At 69.5% G+C, this 20002-nt stretch carries 17 protein-coding genes; 11 read left to right on the top strand and 6 right to left on the bottom strand.

Annotated elements, in window-relative coordinates:
• Positions 1-83 precede the first annotated feature (83 nt).
• The gene (locus tag ACIOTO_RS09110) at positions 84-1091 is read left to right on the top strand and encodes a LacI family DNA-binding transcriptional regulator (protein WP_105711566.1); all 1008 of its coding nucleotides are present in this window, start codon (positions 84-86) and stop codon (positions 1089-1091) included.
• A 13-nt stretch (positions 1092-1104) separates the two neighbouring features.
• Here ACIOTO_RS09110 and ACIOTO_RS09105 read toward each other — a convergent pair whose 3' ends face one another.
• Positions 1105-2076 carry a GlxA family transcriptional regulator gene (locus ACIOTO_RS09105; protein ID WP_029262803.1) on the bottom strand — a complete coding sequence of 324 codons (972 nt, stop codon included), beginning with the start codon at positions 2074-2076 and terminating at the stop codon, positions 1105-1107.
• 85 nt (positions 2077-2161) lie between these two features.
• On the opposite strand from ACIOTO_RS09105, the gene ACIOTO_RS09100 reads away from it, so the two are divergent.
• Genes ACIOTO_RS09100 through ACIOTO_RS09090 form a run of 3 tightly spaced genes read left to right on the top strand, consistent with a single transcriptional unit; the run spans position 2162 to position 3609 of the window.
• On the top strand, positions 2162-2323 hold the full coding sequence (locus ACIOTO_RS09100) for a hypothetical protein (protein WP_181156328.1): 162 nt from the start codon (positions 2162-2164) through the stop codon (positions 2321-2323).
• A 33-nt stretch (positions 2324-2356) separates the two neighbouring features.
• A complete protein-coding gene (locus ACIOTO_RS09095; protein ID WP_029262802.1) occupies positions 2357-2989 on the top strand; it encodes a LysE family translocator in 633 nt (210 codons plus the stop codon).
• 47 nt (positions 2990-3036) lie between these two features.
• The gene (locus ACIOTO_RS09090; protein WP_400857526.1) at positions 3037-3609 is read left to right on the top strand and encodes a hypothetical protein; all 573 of its coding nucleotides are present in this window, start codon (positions 3037-3039) and stop codon (positions 3607-3609) included.
• A 24-nt stretch (positions 3610-3633) separates the two neighbouring features.
• On the opposite strand, the gene ACIOTO_RS09085 is transcribed toward ACIOTO_RS09090, so the two are convergent.
• Positions 3634-4863 (bottom strand): glycosyltransferase, encoded by a 1230-nt coding sequence (locus ACIOTO_RS09085; protein WP_400857525.1) that lies wholly within the window; start codon positions 4861-4863, stop codon positions 3634-3636.
• Between the two features lie 133 nt (positions 4864-4996).
• Complete coding sequence (locus tag ACIOTO_RS09080) at positions 4997-6229, bottom strand: glycosyltransferase (protein ID WP_400857524.1); 1233 nt, start codon at positions 6227-6229, stop codon at positions 4997-4999.
• 125 nt (positions 6230-6354) lie between these two features.
• On the opposite strand from ACIOTO_RS09080, the gene ACIOTO_RS09075 reads away from it, so the two are divergent.
• Positions 6355-6942: a hypothetical protein gene (locus ACIOTO_RS09075; protein WP_400857523.1), complete on the top strand. Its 588-nt coding sequence runs from the start codon at positions 6355-6357 to the stop codon at positions 6940-6942.
• Between the two features lie 24 nt (positions 6943-6966).
• On the opposite strand, the gene ACIOTO_RS09070 is transcribed toward ACIOTO_RS09075, so the two are convergent.
• Together ACIOTO_RS09070 and ACIOTO_RS09065 are read right to left on the bottom strand one after the other, a co-directional pair.
• The gene (locus tag ACIOTO_RS09070; protein ID WP_400857521.1) at positions 6967-7377 is read right to left on the bottom strand and encodes an MmcQ/YjbR family DNA-binding protein; all 411 of its coding nucleotides are present in this window, start codon (positions 7375-7377) and stop codon (positions 6967-6969) included.
• Positions 7378-7443: 66 nt separating this feature from the next.
• On the bottom strand, positions 7444-10452 hold the full coding sequence (locus tag ACIOTO_RS09065) for an alpha-mannosidase (protein ID WP_400857520.1): 3009 nt from the start codon (positions 10450-10452) through the stop codon (positions 7444-7446).
• Between the two features lie 155 nt (positions 10453-10607).
• Between ACIOTO_RS09065 and ACIOTO_RS09060 the strand changes: the two genes are divergently transcribed.
• On the top strand, positions 10608-11639 hold the full coding sequence (locus ACIOTO_RS09060) for a LacI family DNA-binding transcriptional regulator (RefSeq protein ID WP_400857519.1): 1032 nt from the start codon (positions 10608-10610) through the stop codon (positions 11637-11639).
• Positions 11640-11671: 32 nt separating this feature from the next.
• Here the strand turns inward: ACIOTO_RS09060 and ACIOTO_RS09055 are convergent, their stop codons facing one another.
• Entirely contained in the window at positions 11672-12982 is a 1311-nt protein-coding gene (locus tag ACIOTO_RS09055; RefSeq protein WP_400857518.1) for a glycosyl hydrolase, read from the bottom strand.
• Positions 12983-13197: 215 nt separating this feature from the next.
• On the opposite strand from ACIOTO_RS09055, the gene ACIOTO_RS09050 reads away from it, so the two are divergent.
• From ACIOTO_RS09050 to ACIOTO_RS09030, 5 genes are all read left to right on the top strand, one after another.
• The gene (locus ACIOTO_RS09050; protein ID WP_372467578.1) at positions 13198-14499 is read left to right on the top strand and encodes an ABC transporter substrate-binding protein; all 1302 of its coding nucleotides are present in this window, start codon (positions 13198-13200) and stop codon (positions 14497-14499) included.
• 3 nt (positions 14500-14502) lie between these two features.
• On the top strand, positions 14503-15429 hold the full coding sequence (locus ACIOTO_RS09045; RefSeq protein WP_400857516.1) for a carbohydrate ABC transporter permease: 927 nt from the start codon (positions 14503-14505) through the stop codon (positions 15427-15429).
• Positions 15426-16361: a carbohydrate ABC transporter permease gene (locus ACIOTO_RS09040; RefSeq protein WP_136025566.1), complete on the top strand. Its 936-nt coding sequence runs from the start codon at positions 15426-15428 to the stop codon at positions 16359-16361. Before ACIOTO_RS09045 ends, ACIOTO_RS09040 begins: the two co-directional genes overlap by 4 nt.
• Complete coding sequence (locus ACIOTO_RS09035) at positions 16358-19576, top strand: GH92 family glycosyl hydrolase (protein WP_400857515.1); 3219 nt, start codon at positions 16358-16360, stop codon at positions 19574-19576. Before ACIOTO_RS09040 ends, ACIOTO_RS09035 begins: the two co-directional genes overlap by 4 nt.
• A gap of 128 nt (positions 19577-19704) precedes the next feature.
• Positions 19705-19983 carry a hypothetical protein gene (locus ACIOTO_RS09030; protein WP_400857514.1) on the top strand — a complete coding sequence of 93 codons (279 nt, stop codon included), beginning with the start codon at positions 19705-19707 and terminating at the stop codon, positions 19981-19983.
• The last annotated feature ends 19 nt before the right edge of the window (positions 19984-20002 follow it).

The raw sequence follows: 20002 nt of genomic DNA, 5'->3' as shown, positions 1-20002 counted from the left end.
ATGCGCCACGCCGAGGACTGCGTAGTCATTCCGCGCCTCCCCGCGGTCTAGCATGGGAAGCCCGGCACGGAAGAGGAGGGCCCATGCCGCCGAAGTCCCGCGGTGTGACCAGCGTCGACGTCGCCCGAGCGGCAGGCGTGTCACAGACGACGGTGTCCCGCATCGTCAACGGCCATGAGGGCGTGTCGGAGCGAGTGCGCGCCAAGGTCGAGGCAGCCATCCAGCAGCTCGACTACCGCCCCAACCTCAGCGCCCGAAGCCTCGTCACCAGCCGCACCCAGACGATCGGCGTCGTGCTGGGCGACCCGCGCAACAGTTACTACGCCGAACTGCTGCACACGATCAGCGATGATCTCAACCGAGCCGGATACCGCGCTCTCATCCTCAGCGGTCGCGCCGACACCACCGAGGACCTCGCGCGGACCCTGCGGGAGACGAACGTGGACGGCGTCATCCTCACGACGACGCTGCTCTCGCCCGATGACGAGGGTCGCATCGTATCGCTCGGCGTTCCCGCGGTGACGATGGGCCCCGGCGCCGTGCCCGACAACGACTCGATCTCTCCCGACAACATCGACGGGGGTCGCATCGCGGGCCGTCACCTCGCATCCCTCGGACATCGACGCATCGGAGTGATCGCCGGCCCGCTCGGCACGACCTCCGTCCGCGACCGACACGAGGGGTTCCTCTCGGAGCTCGATGCCGCCGGGGTCGTGTTCGACCCGTCGCTGCTCGACGTCGCCGACCTCGACTACACGAGGGCGTTCGAGGCGGCGACTCGCCTGCTGCAGCTGCCGGAGCCCCCCACCGCGCTCTTCTGCCACAACGACCTCGTGGCCTTCGGCGCCCTGAACGCCGCGAAGGCGCTCGGAATCGGCGTGCCCGACGAGGTGTCGGTGCTCGGGTTCGACGATGTCGCGATGTCGTCGTGGCAGGCCTTCGATCTGACGACGGTGCGCCAGCCGATCCTCGACATGGCGCACGGCGCCGTCGAGCTGCTGCTCGCGCGTCTCGCCGCGCCCGAACAGGACGCCGCGCACGTGCTGCTGCCCTGCTCACTGGTCGAGCGTTCGACCACCAGGGCGCTCTGAGCGGAGCGCCCGCTCACGCCGCCGAAGACTCGTCCGACGCGCAGGAGAACCGCGCGCGGTAGGCCGTGGGGGTGAGTCCGAGGACCCGTGCGAAGTTCTGTCGGAGCACCGCCGCCGAGCCGAAGCCGCATTCGTCGGCGATGTGGTCGAGCGGAAGGTCGGTGCGCTCCAGCATCCGCTGCGCGTGGATGATGCGCTGGCGCGCGAGCCACGCGGCGGGCGTCGCCCCGTACTCGGCCTTGAAGCGCCGGGCGAAGGTTCGCGGTGACATCAGTGCCCTGGCCGCGAGCTGATCGACACCGAGGTCGTCGCGGAGGTGCTCGACGGCCCAGTCGGCGACCGCGGCGAGCGAGTCGGTGGCGACCACGGGGATCGGACGGTCGATGAACTGCGCCTGGCCGCCGTCACGCTGCGGCGGCACCACCATGCGGCGCGCGATGCGGTTCGTGAGCTCGGCACCCACCTCCTGCCGGAGCAGGTGCAGGCAGGCGTCGATCCCGGCGGCGGTGCCGGCGCTGGTGATGATCTTCCCGTCCTGCACGAAGAGCACGTCGGGGTCGATGTCGATCTGCGGGTACATGTCGGCCATGACGTGCGCGTACATCCAGTGCGTCGTCGCCCGACGTCCGTCGAGCACGCCGGCGGCGGCGAGGATGAACGACCCGCTGCAGACGCTCATCACCCAGGCGCCGCGGTCGACCGCGTGCCGGGCGACGTCGAGCAGGAGCGGATCGATGTCGCCCCAGCGCTCGCGAGGGAGCGGGCAGAACACCACGAGGTCGGCTTCGTACGCGAAGGCCAGGTCGTGCTCGACGTTGACGGAGAAGCCGATCTTCGACTGCACGACACCCGCGCGCGGGGCGACGATGCGGAAGTCGAAGTTCGGCACGCCGTCGCTGGATCGATCGAGTCCGAACGCCTCGCAGGCGACGCCGAACTCGAACGGCGCGAAGCCATCTTGGATGACGCAGGCCACTGTCTTCATGCACACTCCCGATTGGCAGTTTTCATACGATGGTAGTCGATTCTGCCACTCGTGACAGTTCGGCATCGAACGTAGCGTTTCTGCCATGATACTCGTCATCGCACTCCTCGCTCTGGTCGCATGGGCGACTATCGCCACCGTCATCGAACTCCGTCGCGACGGCTACCACCCCACGCCGACGGACTGGAATCGCGTCGGCGGCCGCGACGTCCACCAGCGGGCCGAGTCCGGACACGGCTACCGCTGAACCGAGCTCGACCCCCCGGTGTATGGTCGGCTCATGATCCCGCTCGACAGCCTCGTCGCCTTCGCCGTCGCCTCCGTCGTGATCATCGCCATCCCCGGTCCGAGCGTGCTGTTCGTGATCGGCCGCTCTCTCTCGCTCGGTCGCCGTGCCGGCGTGCTCAGCGTCGTCGGCAACGCCCTCGGCACCGTACCGGCCGTTCTCGCCGTGGCCTTCGGGGTCGGCGCCATCGTCGCGTCTTCCGTGGTGGCGTTCACCCTCATCAAGATCGTCGGCGCCGCCTACCTGGTCTGGCTCGGCGTACAGGCGATCCGCCACCGTCACGACCACGTCCCTGATGCGGATCGAGCGCCGGCCTCCGCCGCGAAGCTGCTGCGCCAGGGCTTCATCGTCGGTCTGACCAACCCGAAGACGATCGCGTTCTTCGTGGCCGTGCTCCCGCAGTTCGTCGTCCCGGCGGCCGGCCCGGTCTGGGCCCAGCTTCTTCTGCTCGGTCTCACCTTCCAGACGCTCGCACTGGTCTGCGACAGCGTGTGGGCCCTCGCCGCCGGAACCGCGCGCGCCTGGTTCGCCCGCTCGCCGCGTCGCATGTCGACGCTCTCCGGCACCGGCGGCGTGATGATGATCGGGCTCGGCGGCACGCTGGCCCTGACCGGCGCGAAGAGCTGAATCCCCTCCCCGTGCGAATCGCGGGCGCCACGGCTACGCTCGTCGTCATGAGCGAGCCCCAGCAGCCTCCCGCGCACCTGCCCGCCGATCCGCAATACCCCGGCACGCATACGTTCCCGACCCACGCGTCCAGTGCGCCGCCATCGACCCCCGCTGCTCCCGCTGCTCCCGCTGCTCCCGCTGATCCCACGCATCCGACCGCCGCCCCCGCGCATCCGACGGCCTACCCGACCGCTGCTGCGGCCTACCCGGCCGGGGCTTCGGGCCAGCCCGCGTCGTGGCCGGCCGCGGCGGCAGCTCCCGCCGCCCCGGCCGGCAGCGCGCTCGGGCGGACCGCCTTCGTGATCGCCGTCATCACACTCGCGGTCAATCTCATCTCCTCGATCGTGCGACTCCTGATCTACACGTCGAACTTCGGATACGGATCCGCCTACGCGATCGATGAGGCGATCGGCGTGATCTCCTTCTTCGCCTACCTCGTGGCGCTCGTGCTGGGCATCATCGCCGCGCGTCGCCCGGGTCCGCGCCTTCTCGCCGGCGTCGCGATCGGCATCGCGGGCGCCGGTGCCCTCGGGATGATCTTCAGCTGGGTCGGCATCGCGTTCCTGCGATTCGTCTGATCGCGGGCGCCCCACCTCCCCGCATCAGCGCCGGGCGAGCACCCGCTCGTAGACCTCGACCATGGCGGCCGTGCGCGATGACTGGCGGAATGCCTCGGCGACCTCGGGAACCGGCGTCGGTGCGGTGCCTGCGGCGATGTCGGATGCGGCCAACCGCAGGGTCTCCGTGAGCGCAGCGAGTCGTCGGGCCTCGAGCTCCCGGCCCGATGCGGTGGCGCCGGCATCCGGAACCGCCCACAGCCCCCCGCCGAGCTCCGCCGCGATGTCGGGGTCACAGATCACGGAGGGCGTGCCGAGCGTGGCCGCCTCGAACGGCGTCATCCCCTGGGTCTCGAAGCCGATCGACGTCTGCACGAGCGCGTCGGCGGCGGCGATCCGCTCCAGGGTCTGCGGGTAGGTCAGTCGTCCGGCGAAGCGCACGCCGTCGTGGCCGCGCACGATCTTCTCGGCCGCGGCGCGCTGCCCTCCGCCGCCGATGATCTCGAGTTCCGCGTCGATGCCGGCGGCGACGAACGCGTCGAGGAACGGCAGCAGGCGCTTCTCGGGGCTCATCCGTCCGAGCCAGAGGAAGCGGGGGCGTCCGGGCTCCCGGGCCGCCGGTCGCGCAGCGAGCGTCTGTGCGCGCAGGTCATCGTCGATGCCGTTCCAGATCACGTCGACCCGCGGGAACACGTCGTGCTGCTCGAGGCGTCGCGCGAAATGCGTCGACGGCGCGGTCACGGCGGATGCTCCAGCGGCGAGGCCGCGCAGGAACGCCCAGCCGTCGGCACCCCGCACGGGTTCGCCGATCCCGCGCATCGCGCCGCCGCGCCAGGCGTTCAACACGGCGAGCACGGGGCGGTGCAGCGGAGTGACGGCCGCGATCCCGACATCGACGCGGTTGTGCATGGTGTGCACGACCGGGACGCCGTGACGCTGGGCGTAGCGGTGCCCGATGAACGCGCCCCAGAAGTCGGCCTGCACGTGCACCAGGTCCACCGGCGGGCGGCGGGTCATGGCCTTGTCGAGGAAGCGGTCGGTCGCGCGCGCCGGCCACGTCATCGAGTACTCGCGGTCGAGCGTGATCGGCATCGAGGGCAGGTCGACGTACGCCCCGCCGTGGGTGCCCGTCGACGAGCGCGAGCCGTGCATCTTCGGCGCGACGACCGTGACGGTGTGCCCGGCGCGTTCGAGGAACTCCCGCTGGAGCCGCATCGACACCTGCGCTCCGCCGAGGGAGTCGAGGTGCTGATCGCCGAAGAAGACGATGTGCATGGCGGGCTACTCCGCCGCTGACGCGTCGCGGCGCCGTGTGCCGACGGGGATACTGTGCATGACGGGCTACTCCGCCGCTGACGCGTCGCGGCGCCGTGATCCGAGGGGGACACTGTGCATGGCGGGCTACTCGCTACTCGGGCAGCGGCTCGTCGCGGTACAGCGCCTCGAAGGTGTCGAGGGTGCGGTTGATGTCGTGGATCGCGACACCGTCGAGCGACGCGCGCTGCATCCGCTCGTACTCCGCAGGTTCCGCGGTGAGCACATCGGTCAGGCGGGCGGCGAGCTCATCGACGTTGCCCGGCTCGAAAAGGTAGCCGTTCTCGCCGTCGTGCACGAGGTGCGGGAGGGCGACGGCATCCGCCGCGACGATCGGCAGCGCCGACGCCATGGCCTCCATCGTCGCGATGGACTGCAGCTCGGCGATCGACGCGATCACGAAAAGACTCGCCCGGGACAGCAGCGCCCGAAGTTCCTCGTCGCTGGTGCGGCCGTGGAAGGTGACGCGGTCGGCGAGCCCGAGCTGCGCGGCCAGGTGCTCCAGCTGCTTGCGCTGGTCGCCGCCGCCGACGATGTCGAACGTGGTCTCGAGCGCCGGGTCGAGCTTCGTCATCGCCTTGAGGATGACCTCGACCTGCTTCTCGGCGGTGAGTCGGCCGACGAAGACGATGCGGTTCTTGTCGCGCGCGGCGATCACCGGCGTGTACTGCGTGCGGTCGATGCCGCAGCTGACGGGGATCACACCCTCCACCTCGACGGTCTTCTCGAGGAAGTCGGCCGCGCGGCGGGTCGGGGTGGTGATCGCTCGAGTCAGGTCGAAGGTGCGCTTGGCATCGGCCCAGGCGAACTTCAGGACCAGGTCATCGATGAACTTCGGCATGGTCGTGTGATCGAGGATGTTCTCGGCCATGACGTGGTTGGTGGCGACGACCGGGATGCCGCGCTCATGGGCGACGTAGGCGAGGCCGCGGCCGATCACGATGTGCGACTGGATGTGCACGATGTCCGGCTGCACCCGGTCGATGACCTGGCGGGCGTAGTGCTTCGAGCGCCAGGGCCACACGAACCGGAGCCAGTCGTGGGGAGCCCAGCGCACCGACGGCAGCCGGTGCAGGGTCATCGGCTCGCCCTCGATGACCTCGGTGCGCGGCTGCGCGCGTCGGTAGGCCTGGTTGGGGGCGACGACGTGCACGTCGTGGCCGCGCTGCACGAGGCCTGCGGCGAGGCGCTCGGCGAAGCGGGCGGCGCCGTTGATGTCGGGCGCGAAAGTGTCGCAGCCGATCACGATCTTCAACGGGCGGGGCGCGGGTTCGGCGGCGGGGCCGCTCGACGGATCGATCGGATCGTCGGAGGGAGTCACAGACATGCAGCCTTACGATGTGGCGGCCAAGGGAAAGCCCTGGTCGGGCGCTGGCCACTCTACCCGAGCGCCCTGCGCGGACGGCCGAGGCGTACCGGGCATCCCTCAGCCTCAGCCGTTAGCGTGGAGCCATGCGACTGACTGCCGACGCCGATCCCCAGCTGTGGATTCCCGTGACGGACTCGCTCGGATGGAAGGGCCGCCGGCACCGCAAGGCGGCGATCCGCATGCTGCTGGGTCAGGTCAACGCCGCTGTGGGCGCGACCGAGCGCCCGGGGTCCCGGTTCGGTGCGTGGGCGATGAGCCAGGCGGCGCCGATGCTGATGAAGCGGGCGGACGGCCGCGTGCTCGTGTGGACCTGGAAGGCCGAACCCGACCTGGTCGTGGCGATGGCGACCGCGCAGGTCCTGACCCCCGACGTGCGGATCGCCCGAGCCTCGATGCCGATGGACTACGACGACACCGAGTCGTTCCCCACCCGGCTCGGCGTGGGCGAGAAGCTGCTGGTGCCGATGCCACCATCGCCGGCGTCGCCGCCGTTCGCGACCTACACCTGGGACACGGGCACGCATCTGGTGACGCTGACCGCGGTGTGCAGCGATAAGGAGCGGTTCGGCACGCTGATCGGCGCGCTCGACGATCTGGCGCGCAGCATCCGCATCGCGGACGACCTCGCCGGCGGAGAGTCCCCCGACGTGCTGCGACTCGATCCCGCTTGAGCAGCCCTCGAGGCGGCACGCCGCTCAGCCGAGCCCGCGCTCCGCGAGCCACTCCTTCGCCACCCCGGCGGGTGCCCGCACCAGCCAGGCATCGGTGACGATCTCGTCCAGGCGATCGCGGTCGACGGCGTCGAGGCGAACGAGCAGCCCGGGGTAGCCGTCGAAGTGCGGGATCGTGAAGAGCACGTCGGGCTCCGCGGCGAGCAGGGCCTCCTTCTCCTCGAGGTCGGCGACGCGCACGGCGAGCACCTCTCCCGCGGGCCACTCGCGCCCGTGGTCGGAGAGCTGCCGCAGGTCGGTCGCGCTCGGGCCGCGGAGCCAGGCGAACTGCCCGCTCTTGACGCGCCACGCGGCCTCGCCGGTGTGGCCGCTCACCACCTCTTCAACTCCGGGGAGCGCAAGGGCGATCGCCCGCACGTCGTCGATGCTCGCCATCCCGCCATCGTCGCGCACCCGCCCGGCGACCACAACGGGCCCGGCGACCACAACGGGAACCGAGCCTCAGCGCACGATGCGCAGCGTGCGCACCTCGAACGGCCGCAGTCGCAGCTCGCCGCCGACCCGCGCGTCATCGATGTCGTCCTCGATCAGGCTCACCTCGCGCACCTCTCGGTGCTCGAAGCCGACCGCCAGCTCGCCGACCGCACGGCGCCCGAGCGCCTCGTACACCCGCACGATCACGTCGCCGGAACCGTCGTCGGCGAGCTTGACCGCCGACACCACGATGCCGTCTCCCTGCACCGACACGAGCGGTTCGACCTCACGCGCACCACGCACGACGCTCGGAAGCGCGTTGATCCTGATGCCCTCGACTGTCGCGACCGCGGCATCCGCTCCGATCACGAAACCGACCTCGATCTCGTGGTGGCCGTGGTCGGTGTCGGGGTCGGGGAAGCGCGGGGCCCGCAGCAGCGACAGCCGCACCGTCGTCGTCACCGCGTCGTCAGACACCTCCCGCGAGGTGTCGTACCCGTAGATCGAGTCGTTGACGAGGGCGACGCCGAAGTCCTGCTCGCGCACGAGCACGAAGCGGTGCATCGAGGTCTCGAACTTCGCCGCTTCCCAGCTGGTGTTCGTGTGCGTGACGCGTGACTGGTAGCCGAACTGGGTCTCGGCGTCGGTGTGCGCGGCCTGGATGTCGAGCGGGAACGCGAGCTTGAGCAGCTTCTCGGTCTCGTGCCAGTCGATCTCGTTGCGCAGCAGCACGGTGCGCGACTCGGGGTGGAGGATGATCGTCTGCTCGATCGTGGACTCCGAGAACGGACGCACGACCACGATCCGCGCGGCCCTGCCGACCATCGACGCTTCGATCGACGTGACCGCGGTGAGGTCGTCGACGCTGTTGCGGTAGTACCGGTCGATGTCCCACGCGTCCCACATGTTCGGGAAGTCCTGGTGCAGCTGGAAGAGGTTCGCGGCCTTGCCCTCGGCCACCGCCTCGCGACCGCTGGCCTTGTCGATGGCGGACACGATCAGGCCCTCGGCCGACACCAGCACGGAGACGAGCTCGTTCTCGAGTCGCCACCCGCCGTTCTCCTCGGTGAGTGAGACCGGCGCCGCGGTCGGCTCGGCGACGAACGCCGCCCCGAGCGCACGTCCGCGCCCGACCGATGTCGGCTCGAACTGCAGCTCGCGGTCGCCCTCGCCGGCGAGCGAACGGCGAGCGGCGAGGGAGATGTCCTCGGCATCCGACAGCACGTCGCTCAGCACGGAGACCGCCTCCCGATGCACCCACGCGATCGAGGTGCCGGGCAGGATGTCGTGGAACTCGTGCAGCAGCACGGCCTGCCACAGCCGGTCGAACTCGGCCTGCGGATACGCGGCGCCGGTGCGCACCGCATCCGTCGCGGCCCACAGCTCGGCCTCGATCAGCGCGTGCTCGGCCCAGCGGTGCAGCGCCTTCGTGGCGTGCTGGCTGGTGAGCGTTCCGCGGTGCAGCTCGAGATACAGCTCACCGACCCAGACCGCTGGATGCGGCAGCTCGGCCTTGGCGGCGTCGAAGAAGACGTCCGGGTGCTCCCACACGACCTGTGCACTGCCCTCGAGGTCGCGCAGGCGCTCGGCCTTGCCCGTCATCTCGCGGGTCGTGCCGCCGCCGCCGTCGCCCCAGCCGACCGGGGCGATCGACCGCGAGCTGAGTCGGTTCTCCTTGAACTGGCGCGAGGCCTTCGCGACCTCCATGCCGCTCAGCTGCGAGTTGTAGGTGTCCATCGACGGGAAGTGCGTGAACACCTGCGAGCCGTCGATGCCCTCCCAGAGGAACGAGTGATGCGGGAAGACGTTCTGCTGGTTCCACGAGATCTTCTGCGTGAAGAACCACTCGAACCCGGCACGGCGCATCAGTTGCGGCAGGGCGGGCGAGTACCCGAAGCTGTCCGGCAACCAGACGCCCTTCGACCGGATGCCGAACTCGCGCTCGAAGAACCGCTGCCCGTGCGAGAACTGCCGCACCAGCGATTCGCCCGTCGGCATCACGGTGTCGGACTCGACCCACATGCCACCGAGCGGCAGGAAACGCCCGGCGGCGACCGCGGCCTTGACCCGCTCCCACACCTCGGGGCGGTGCTCCTTGATCCAGGCGTACTGCTGCGCGCTGGACATGCCGTACTGGAACTCGGGCTGCTCGTCGATGAGCGTCGTCATCGACGAGGTGGTGCGGGCGACCTTGCGGATCGTCTCGCGCACGGGCCAGAGCCACGCGGAATCGATGTGCGCGTGGCCGACGGCCGAGATGCGGTGCGCACTGGCCTCGGCGGGCGCGGCGAGCACGTCGGCGAGGCGGGCGCGGGCGTCGGAGGCCGTCGCGACGATGTGCTGCAGGTCGAGCACGTCGAGCGCGTCGTCCATGGCCTGCAGGATGCGCATCCGCCGCGGCGAGGTCGCCGGCAGCTCGGCCTGCAGCTCGAAGAGCACCTCGAGGTCGAGCGACAGGTCGAAGACCTCCGGCTCGAACACCGCGAGGTCCATCCGACGCGCGCGGTACAGCGGCTCCTTCGAGGAGGTGAGGATGTCACCCTCCTGCGTCGGCAGGAAGGGGTGATAGTCCAGCAGCACCGGGTTGGATGCCGCCTCGAGGTACAGCTCCACGGGCTCGTCGCCCGCGGCCGCCTCGGCGATCGGCACCCACTGGTTGCGGGGGTTGATGCTCTTCACCGGGATCGGGTCGGACCCTGCGGCGCTGCGACGGTACGCGAGCGCCTCGCACTGGAAGCCCGTCATGTTCACGTCGAATCCGAGGTCGATGAGCGCCTCGACGCGGCGTCCGGCCCATTCGGCGGGCACGCGCCCGGTGAGCTTGAACCAGGTGGTGCCCCAGGCGGGACCCCAGGGGGCTCCGACGACGCCGGGCTCGAAGGCGAGGGCGAGCCCCTCGGCGGGCGCGATCGGCTCGCCGGGCAGTTCGTGGATCGCGACGTCCAGCGGCACGGACGCCGAGTGGATGGCCGGGCGGATGCGCTCCTCGAGGACCCGCTTGACGCGGCCGACGGTGAGCGAGGTGTCGTCATGCATGGGAATCTCCGGGCTCGACGGTGAGTGCTGGTCCGCGGCGCGACGGGCGACGCCGTGTTGATGCTATCGGATTTACTAAAACGATCTAGTAACCAAGTCTAAGCGCATCGTCTGTTCTTCCGCGAGACTAAATCGATCAAGTATGGTGAGGGACTATGACCCCGGCGAAACGCGTCACCATCGCCGACATCGCGCGCATGGCAGGGGTCTCTCCCGGTGCCGTCTCCTTCGCGCTGAACGGCCGCCCCGGCGTGAGCGACGAGACCAGGCAGCGCATCCTCAGCATCGTCGAAGAGAACGGCTGGCAGCCGAGCTCGGCGGCTCGAGCGCTGGTCGGAGCGCGCGCCAACACCGTCGGCTTCGCCCTCGCCCGCCCGGCACGGTCACTGGGATCCGAGGCGTTCTTCACCGACCTCATCGCGGGCATCGAGTCACGGCTGTCGGAGAGCAAGGTCAGCCTGCAGCTCCGCCTCGTCAGCGACATCGCCGAGGAGATGGAAGTGCACCGACAGTGGCGCTCCTCCAACCAGGTCGACGGTTTCATCTTCATCGACCCCCGCGAGGACGATCCCCGCGTCGGGCGCATCGAAGCCCTCGACGCCCGGGCCGTGATGATCGGTTCCGAGCCCTCGCCGGAGGGCTCCGTGCCGAGCGTCTGGATCGGCGACGACACGGTGGCCGAGACGCTCTTCTCCTACCTGGCCGCCCTCGGGCACACCCGCATCGCCTACGTCGCCGGCCCGGCCGAACTCGAACACACGCGCCTGCGTGCCGAGGTGCTCGGGCGCATGAGAACCGACGGCGTCGAGGGCGAGGTCATCATCACGGACTTCTCGCCCGCACGCGCATCGGCGGTCACGCGCTCGCTGCTCTCCGGTCGGCAGCAGCCGACCGCGATCGTCTACGACAACGACGTGATGGCGGTCGCAGGTCTCCGCGTCGCCCAGGAGATGGGCCGTGCCGTGCCGCGCGACGTCTCCCTCGCCTCGTTCGACGACTCCGTCATCGCCGGACTGATCAACCCGTCGATCACGGCGATGACCCGAGACACCTTCGAACTCGGCGAGCGCGCCGCCACTCTCCTGCTGCAGCAGATCGAGGCGGGAGTGAACCTGCCCAGCGTCGAGGGTCCGACGCCGGTGCTCACGGCACGCGAGAGCACCGCTCCGCCCGCGCGCCTCGCCTGAACGACCTCGTCCGGCCCGAACCGCGATCGCGGTCAGCTCTGGACGACGGTGTTGACCGATCCGTAGGGGTCGACCACGTCGGCCGAGAGGTCGGGACGGATGAGACGACGGATTCCTCGCGCGTCGAGCGCTACGGGGTCGAGCGCGTCGCGCGACGTCACGAGTGCGGGATCGAGGCCCGCGGCGCAGGCATCCACCCAGGCCTGGAACACCACCCCGCCCGGGCTCAGCGCCGCCCGACTCACGGGAACCTCGCGCTCGTCCACGTCCACCACGATCGCCGTGTCCCTCACGGGCGGCGCGACGCGCTGACGCAGGTCGGGGATGATCTCAGCGAGACGCCGGCCGATGGGTTTCGCCGCGCCGTCCTGACCGATGAGCCCGAGGGTGTACTCCAGCTCGGGGAAGTCACCGAGGTCGCGGCTGACGTCATGCGAACACCACCAGGTGATGCCCCAGAGGTTCTGGGTGCGCGCGGCGGAGCGCACCGTCGCCTCCAGGAAGCCCGGCATCTCCTCGTCGGTGAGACAGTTCGAGGGGGCGCCCACCTCCTGCAGCCACACCGCCCGGTCGGGATCGGTCGCGAAGGCGCGGGAGAGCTCGATCAGGTACTCGGCGTGACGATCGGAGGCGACCGAGCGACCGCCGTAGCGCTGGGCGGTGCCGTTGAAGATCCAGGAGTGGATCGTGGTCATGGCCCCCAGGCGCGACGCATGCGCGGGCGTGAAGCCATGTCCGTCCATGTACCAGACGGCGTCGTACTCGCTGTGGACGTGCGGGAGCCCCGGCGCCGCGGCCTCCGCCGCCGCCAGCAGGGTCGAGATCCAGCCGCCGGCTTCGTCCTGCGTGACCGGCCAGGGGGAGGGATGCGTATGCGCGGAGAACTGGTTCGTCTCGTTACCGAGCGTCAGGCCGAGGAAGTTCGGTGCGTCGCTCAACGCCCGACCGAGCCGGTCGACGAGCGCGACCTGACCCTCGAGCGCCCGTGGATCGGTGAACATGTTCTTGTCGTGCCACGTGTACAGCCACGAGGGGACGAAGTCGAAGCTCGAGAGGTGCCCCTGGACCACATCGATGCCCGCATCCATGCCGAACTCGCCGGCGATGTCGACGACGGCACGGACGTCGTCGATGGCCTTCTCCCGGATGAGCGTGCGGTTCGGCTGCAGCACGGTCCACAGCGGGAAGACTCTGACGTGATCGAGCCCGAGCTCCGCGAGAGCCGCGAAGTCCCGGCGCACGTCGTCGGGGGTGAAGTCGAGCCAGGAGTGCATCCAGTTCTTCGACGGCGTGTAGTTCGCCCCGAACCTCAGAGGAGCATCGGGGGCGCCGCGCTGCGTCATGTGTCAGACCTTTCGGACGTGCCCTTCGAGGAGGGCGGAGTTCGCACCACTATAACGCTTGAGCAACGAACGGTGCGCACTCCTGCACTTGCAGGCAATGCGTCGCCCGACGAGTGCCTTGACAGGGAGGAAATCGGATGGTTTCATCTGCTAAAGCGCTGTAGTCCGTTCCTGCGGACTTCGCGCGGATTCGCCCGCCTCGAGGAAGAAGCACGATGAAAGTTCGCACACGCATTGTCGCTCTGGCAGCATTCAGCATCGGCGTTCTGGCGCTGACGAGTTGCACGGGAGGCGGCGGCACCTCCGACGCCTCGGGCCCCATCGACACATCGGGCGAGCTGAGCGGCACCATCCAGTTCCAGACGTGGTCGCTCAAGAACGAGAAGTTCACCCCGTATTTCGAGGACCTCATCGACGCGTTCGAGAAGGAGCACCCCGACGTGACGGTCGAGTGGCTCGACCAGCCGGGCGACGGCTACCAGGAGAAGATCCTGAGCCAGGCGAACGCCGACACCCTCCCCGACGTGCTGAACCTGCCGCCCGACATCGCGTACCCGCTGGTCGCCGCGGGCAAGCTGATCGACCTGGAGACCGCCGACCCCGACCTGAAGACCGCCTACAACACGGGCGCCTGGGAGGCCTACAGCCAGTACCCGGGCATGGAGGGCACGTACGGCCTGCCCTGGTACCTCTCCAGCGACGCCTCCTGGTGGAACCTCGCGCAACTCGCACCCTTCGGCGTCACCGAGGAGAACCTCCCGACCACGGTCGACGAGCTCCTCACGCTCGCGAAAGACGTGGCCACCGAATCCAACGGCAAGGTGCAGCTCCTCTCCTCGATCCCGGCCCTCGACACGTTCACGGCCGCCGGCATGGAGGTCATCGACGACGAGGGCGAGTTCGACTTCAACACCGACGAGGCCGCCGCGATCATCGAGAAGTACGCGGATGCGTACGCGGCCGGCGCGATGCCCGCGGAAGCCCTGACCGGTGACTACGGCGGAAACGCGGAGGCGTACATCCAGGAGAAGGTCGCCTTCACCACCGGCGGCACCGGCTTCACGACCGACCTGCAGAAGGACGCACCGGCGCTGCTCGAGAACACGGTGGCGACGCCGCGACTCGGTGTCGCACCGCTGTACGTGCAGGGGCTCAACGTCTCGGCGGACTCCGACAACAAGGAGGCCGCGCTCGCCTTCGCCGAGTTCGCGACGAACGAGGAGAACCAGGTGGCCTTCTCGTCGCTCGCCGTCGGCACCGCTCCCGGAACGGCCGAGGGCGGAGACCAGGTCGTCGACAACATCGCCGCGACCGTCACCGACGAGAAGCAGCTGTCGGCGATCGACACCGTCTTCGGCGCGATGAAGGACGCCAAGGCGCTGCCGTTCCAGTGGACCTCCGACATGGCTACGTACATGACCCAGCAGATCGCCCTCGCGGTCAACGGCGAGGCGGACGCGAAGGCCCAGCTCGACAAGATCGTCGAGTACGCCAACGCCAACCGCGTGGACAAGTAAGCCATGCGCGCGGACACCGGCATCACGGCCGGCCGGAAGACGATGAGATCCCACCGGTGGTTCACACCCTGGCTGCTCCTCGGGCCCGCCGTCGCCTGGGTGCTGGTGTTCGCGCTCTGGCCGTTCCTGAACACGGTCTTCCTCAGCTTCACCGATGCCAAACCCCTGCGGACGCCCGAGTTCGTCGGCGGGGCGAACTACGAGCGCATGTTCGGCGACGAGATGTTCTGGAACGCCCTGACGACGTGCCTCATCTACGTGGTCGTGTGCGTGCCGCTGCTCACGATCCTGCCGCTGCTGCTGGCGCTGCTCGTGCAGAAGAAGCTCCCCGGCATCTCGTTCTTCCGCACCACGTTCTATTTCCCCGTGATCGCCTCGGTGGTCGTGGTCGCCCTCATCTGGACCTGGCTGTTCGACAGCCGCGGCATCATCAACCAGACGCTCGAGTTCCTCGGGCTGGTCGACAAGCCGATGGCGTTCCTCGTCGATCGCTGGCTGCTGCTCGGCTGCGCCATCCTGCTCACGGTCTGGAAGGGCCTGGGCTACTACATGGTCGTGTACCTCGCGGCACTCGGGAACGTCGGCAAGGAGCTGCACGAGGCGGCGATGCTCGACGGCGCCGGCTCCTTCCGTCGGTTCCTGTCCGTGACGATCCCCTCGGTCCGCGGCGCGATGCTCCTCATCTCGGTGCTCATCGCCGTATCCGCCATCAGGGTGTTCGCCGAGCTCGACGTGCTGTCCAAGAGCACGGGCGGTCCCGGTGGCTACGACATGTCGCTCGTGATGCTCATCCGCCAGGTCGGCTCCGGCCTCAACGGGAACATCGGATACGCGTCCGCCATCAGCGTGGCGCTGTTCCTGCTCACCCTCATCCCGCTCGTCGCGATCGCCGTCATGAATCGCGAGAAGAAGGCGAAGGTCTCCGCATGAGCACGCTCACGCCGCCCCGCTCGACCGACGACGCCCGACCCTCCGAAGAGGTGTCGGCGCCGACCCGCGAGCGCATGTTCCGCCGTCGCGGCTCCGGCGATTTCAGCAAGCCGACCCTCGGCGGTCTGATCGGTCGATACGCCCTCCTCCTCTTCGTCCTGGTGCTCGTCATCGGGCCGTTCATCTGGCAGCTGTCGACCTCGTTCAAGGGGCCGCAGGAGAACATCTACTCCTTCCCGCCCGAGCTCATCCCGCGCGAGCCGACGCTGCAGAACTACATCAGGGTCGCCGACATCGTCCCGGTGTACCTCTACGCCTGGCACTCGCTGCTCGTCTCGGTCGGCACGGTCGTCAGCAACGTCGTCCTGGCCACGTTCGCGGGCTACGCGCTAGGCTGCATGAGGTTCCGCGGCAAGTGGATCGTGATGGCGATCCTGCTCTCCACGCTGCTCTTCCCCGGTGAGGTGACGGTGACGAGCAACTTCCTCACGATCCGCGCCCTCGGGCTGGCCGACACCCTCTGGGGCGTCTTCCTCCCCGGCGCGATCAGCGCGATGAACGTGCTCCTGATCGCCACCGCCTGCCGCATGATCCCGAAGGACGTGCTGGATGCCGCGACGGTCGACGGTGCGACCACCTGGCAGCGCATCCGCCACATCGTGTGGCCGAACATCCGCGGCATGGTCTCGGTGGTCGCGATCTTCGCGTTCATCGGGGCCTGGGACGACTACCTGTGGCCGCTCATCGTGCTGTCCGACCCGTCGAAGTACACGCTGACGGTCGGCATGGCGTATCTGAACAGCAGCTTCTCGGTCGACCCGCGCTTGATCGCTGCCGGCACCATGATCGCTCTCGTGCCCATCGTCATCATGTTCTCGTTCACGCAGCGCTTCTTCTTCAAGGGCGTGCAGGAGGGCGCCATCAAGGGGTGAGCGCCGCGCATCTCACGCCGGCGGACGGGCCGGCCGATCCTCCGTCGTCCCGTCCCCGAGCGGGCGTGCTGCCCGGCCCGGTGTTCGCCTTCGCTTTCGATCCCTCTTCCGGCGAGCAGCGGGTCGACGTGCCCGGGCTCACCGACCTCGAGATCTCCCCCGACACCGTGCTGCACTGGGCGTTCTACGCCGACGGCCCCGCCGCGACACTGTCTCCGCACGCAGCCCTCGCTGTGACGGTCGATGTGCGCTTCGCCGACGGCGCACGACTGAGCGACACGTCGGCCGTGCGCGATCGCTACGACTTCCCGATCACCGCGCAGGCGCAGTTCGCCGCCCGCTGGAGCATGCCCGAGCAGTGGAACGCCGACACCGTCTCCCTCGCCCCCTTCGCACGCCGCAGCGGCACGGTCGAGGTCGTGCTCGGCGCCGCATCCCTCCCCGGCACCGCCGACCTCCCCGCGCGGTGCACCGGGTTCGTGCAGGTCGTGGTCGAAGCGCAGGCCCCCGCCCGTGACCTCTCGCCCGTCGAACGGGTCGACACCCGGCGCGGCTCGCATTCGGGTCCACGGTTCTCTCGCGGCAACACCATCCCGGCGGTGGCCGTGCCGCACGGGTTCACCTTCGTCACGCCGGCGACCGATGCGGAAGACGCCCGGTGGCCGTACCGGCCGTTCGTGCATGACGACAGCCGGGGGCGACGGCTCGAAGCGCTGCAGTTCTCCCATCAGCCGAGCCCGTGGATCGGCGACCGCTCGGTGCTGCAGCTGATGCCGTTCCTCGGCGCGCCCACCTCGCGCCGCGGAGGCCGCCGGCGCTGGATCACCCCCGGCTCCGAACGGGCGCTTCCGCACGAATACTCGGCCGATCTCGGCGACGGCCTGCAGGTCGAGATGACGGCGACGGCGCACGCAGCGGCGTTCCGAGTGCACAGCGCGGATGCCGCCGCCCCGGTCGGCTTCGTCATCGACCAGCTCACCGACGCGGGGCGTCTCTTCTGGACGGATGCCGGCGGATTCGAGGGGTGGATCCCGGAGGGGCCCGAGGACTGGGGCAACGCTCCCCGTTGCTTCTTCGCCGGGACGGTCCGGCACCCCCGCGACGATGAGCGGACACTCGATCGCGGGCCCCTCGATGACGACGGCCGCGGGCGGGTCGCGGGATACGTGGGCGGACGTGGATCGCTCGAGGTGCGGATCGGCATCTCCTTCCTGTCGGTGGAGCAGGCCCTGCACGCTCTGGAGACGGAGGCTCCGCGGTCGAGCGCCTACGGAGAGCTGCGCGATGCGGCCGCCGCCTCGTGGAACCGGCTGCTCGGCCGCGTCACGATCCCGCCGCTTCCGGAAGCCGAGACGCCGTACCGCACGCTCGCCGACGAGGAGAATCGGTCTCGGATCGCCGCCGCGCTTCACCGGATGCACCTGTACCCCAACAGCGCGGCCGAGAACGCCGGGACCGCGGAGGCGCCGGTCTGGCGATTCGCCGACGTGTTCGCCGCGCGCGAGTCACACGACGAGAGCGGAGTCGCACCGGCCGTCGACGGCGAACTCGTCGTGAACAACGGATACTGGGACACGTACCGCACCGAGTGGCCGGCTCTCGCCCTGCTCGATCCCTCCCTCGCTGGGCGGCTCCTCGACGGGCAGCTCGAGCAGTATCGCCGCGGAGGCTGGATGGCGCGATGGAGCGCACCCGGATACGTCGACAGCATGGTCGGCACCTCGAGCGACCAGATCTTCGCCGATGCCGCACGCTGGGGCGTGGGCTTCGACCGCGTCACCGCGTTCGAGAGCGGATGGCGGAACGCGTGCGAGCCGGGGCCGGATGCGCGCCGCGGCCGCAAGGGCATCGCGCGGGGCCGGTTCACCGGATACATCTCCTCGAATGTTCCCGAGGGCATGAGCTGGAGCATCGAGAACGCGGTGAGCGATGCCGCACTCGGGCGCCTCGCGGCGCAGCTCGCCACCGAGTCCGCCACGGCCGCGGACGCCGCGCGCTACAGATCCTTCGCCCGGTACTTCGCGAATCGAGCCCGGTCGTATCGCACGCTGTTCGACGACGACACCGGGTTCTTCCGTGGCCGGGACGATGAGGGCGCGTTCTCCGCATCCGGGTTCGATCCGCGATCCTGGGGCGGAGACAACGTCGAGACGAACGCCTGGGGCATGTCGGTCGGCGCCGTGCACGACGGAGCGGGCCTCGCCGACCTCTACGGCGGTCCCGCCGGTCTCGGACGCCACCTCGACGCCCTGTTCGCCGAACCCGAGACCGCCGATGAACGCTTCGGCGGCGCGTACGGCACCGTCATCCATGAGCAACGCGAGGCGAGGGCGCTGCGTTCCGGGATGTGCGCGATCTCGAACCAGCCGGCGCACCACATCCCGTTCATGTACGCGTTCAGCGACCGGCCTTGGCAGTCGGCGCCGCTCGTGCACGACCTCGCCGCGCGCCTGTTCGCCGGCGCGCACCTCGGCCAGGGGTTCCCGGGCGATGAGGACAACGGCGAGATGAGCGCCTGGTGGCTGTGGGCCGCGCTCGGGCTCTATCCCCTGGAACTCGCCTCGGGCCGGCTGCGGATCGGGTCGCCTCTCTTCGACGACATCCGCGTGGATCGCGGAAACGGTTCCTCCCTGCGCATCCGGTCGCGTCGAGCCACCCCCTCGGCCCACATCCTGCAGGAGGCGCGACTCGACGGGGTGCCCCTGCCCTCGGCCGACCTGCCGATCGACGCGCTCTCCGGCGACGCGGTGCTGGAACTGGAGTTCGGCCTCGACCCGGTCGCGGCGCTCGAAGCGGGCTCCTCCCTCCACGACCTCGCGATCTGGTGCCCTGACCTGACCTCCGGCGCCGGTGAGGTCGTCGCCTCCACCGACACCATCCGCCCGGATGCAGTCTTCGACGACTGCGTGCCGTCGGGGGATGCCGGTGTCGCGCTGCGTCGCGGGGAATGGGTGGGATGGCGGTTCGAGGAGCCTCGCGGCGTGACCGACGTCAGCGTGACCGTGGCGGCGACGGCATCGTCGTCGGCCCTTCGATGGGAGGCCGAGGGGACGGACGGCCACTGGATGCCCGTCACGATCACACACCGGGCCGAGCTGCCGGCCGACCGCACGACGCCCTTCACCCTGACAGCCCGGATCGTGACCTCGGCGCTCCGCGTGCGCGCGGTGGCCGAGGTCACGCTCCGTCAACTCGAGATCTTCGACCTGGACTGACCCCGCCGGCCGGCCACTCCTTCTACACGGGCACCTCGTCTCGGCGAGGTACCCACGGCGACTGGGCTCGTGGCGCATCGAGACCGGAATACCGTGACAACGTGGGCCTCCGAACTCAGACTGGAGGCATGCGCTTGAACGACCCTCAGGTATGGACGCTGCTCGGTATCTTCGCGGCTGTGATGCTCGGCGGCATGACGCTCATGACGACGCAGCTCAGCCGCGTGATCCGCGTCGAGGTCGATCGCATCGACGCCACCCTCTCGGCACGTATCGACGGCCTCGACACCGCTCTCTCGGCACGTATCGACGGCCTCGACGCGCGCCTCGGGCGGATCGAGTCCAAGGTCGACGATCTCGACCAGGAGTTGACGAACCTGGTGATGCGGTTCTGGCGGTCTCAGTAGCCCTCCAGGCAGACGAGCG

The sequence above is a fragment of the Microbacterium sp. NPDC087592 genome (assembly GCF_044743585.1).
In the GTDB taxonomy this organism is placed as follows: domain Bacteria; phylum Actinomycetota; class Actinomycetes; order Actinomycetales; family Microbacteriaceae; genus Microbacterium.
The sequence above is the reverse complement of the archived record's forward strand: the minus strand, read 5'-3'. Positions and strand labels throughout refer to the sequence as shown.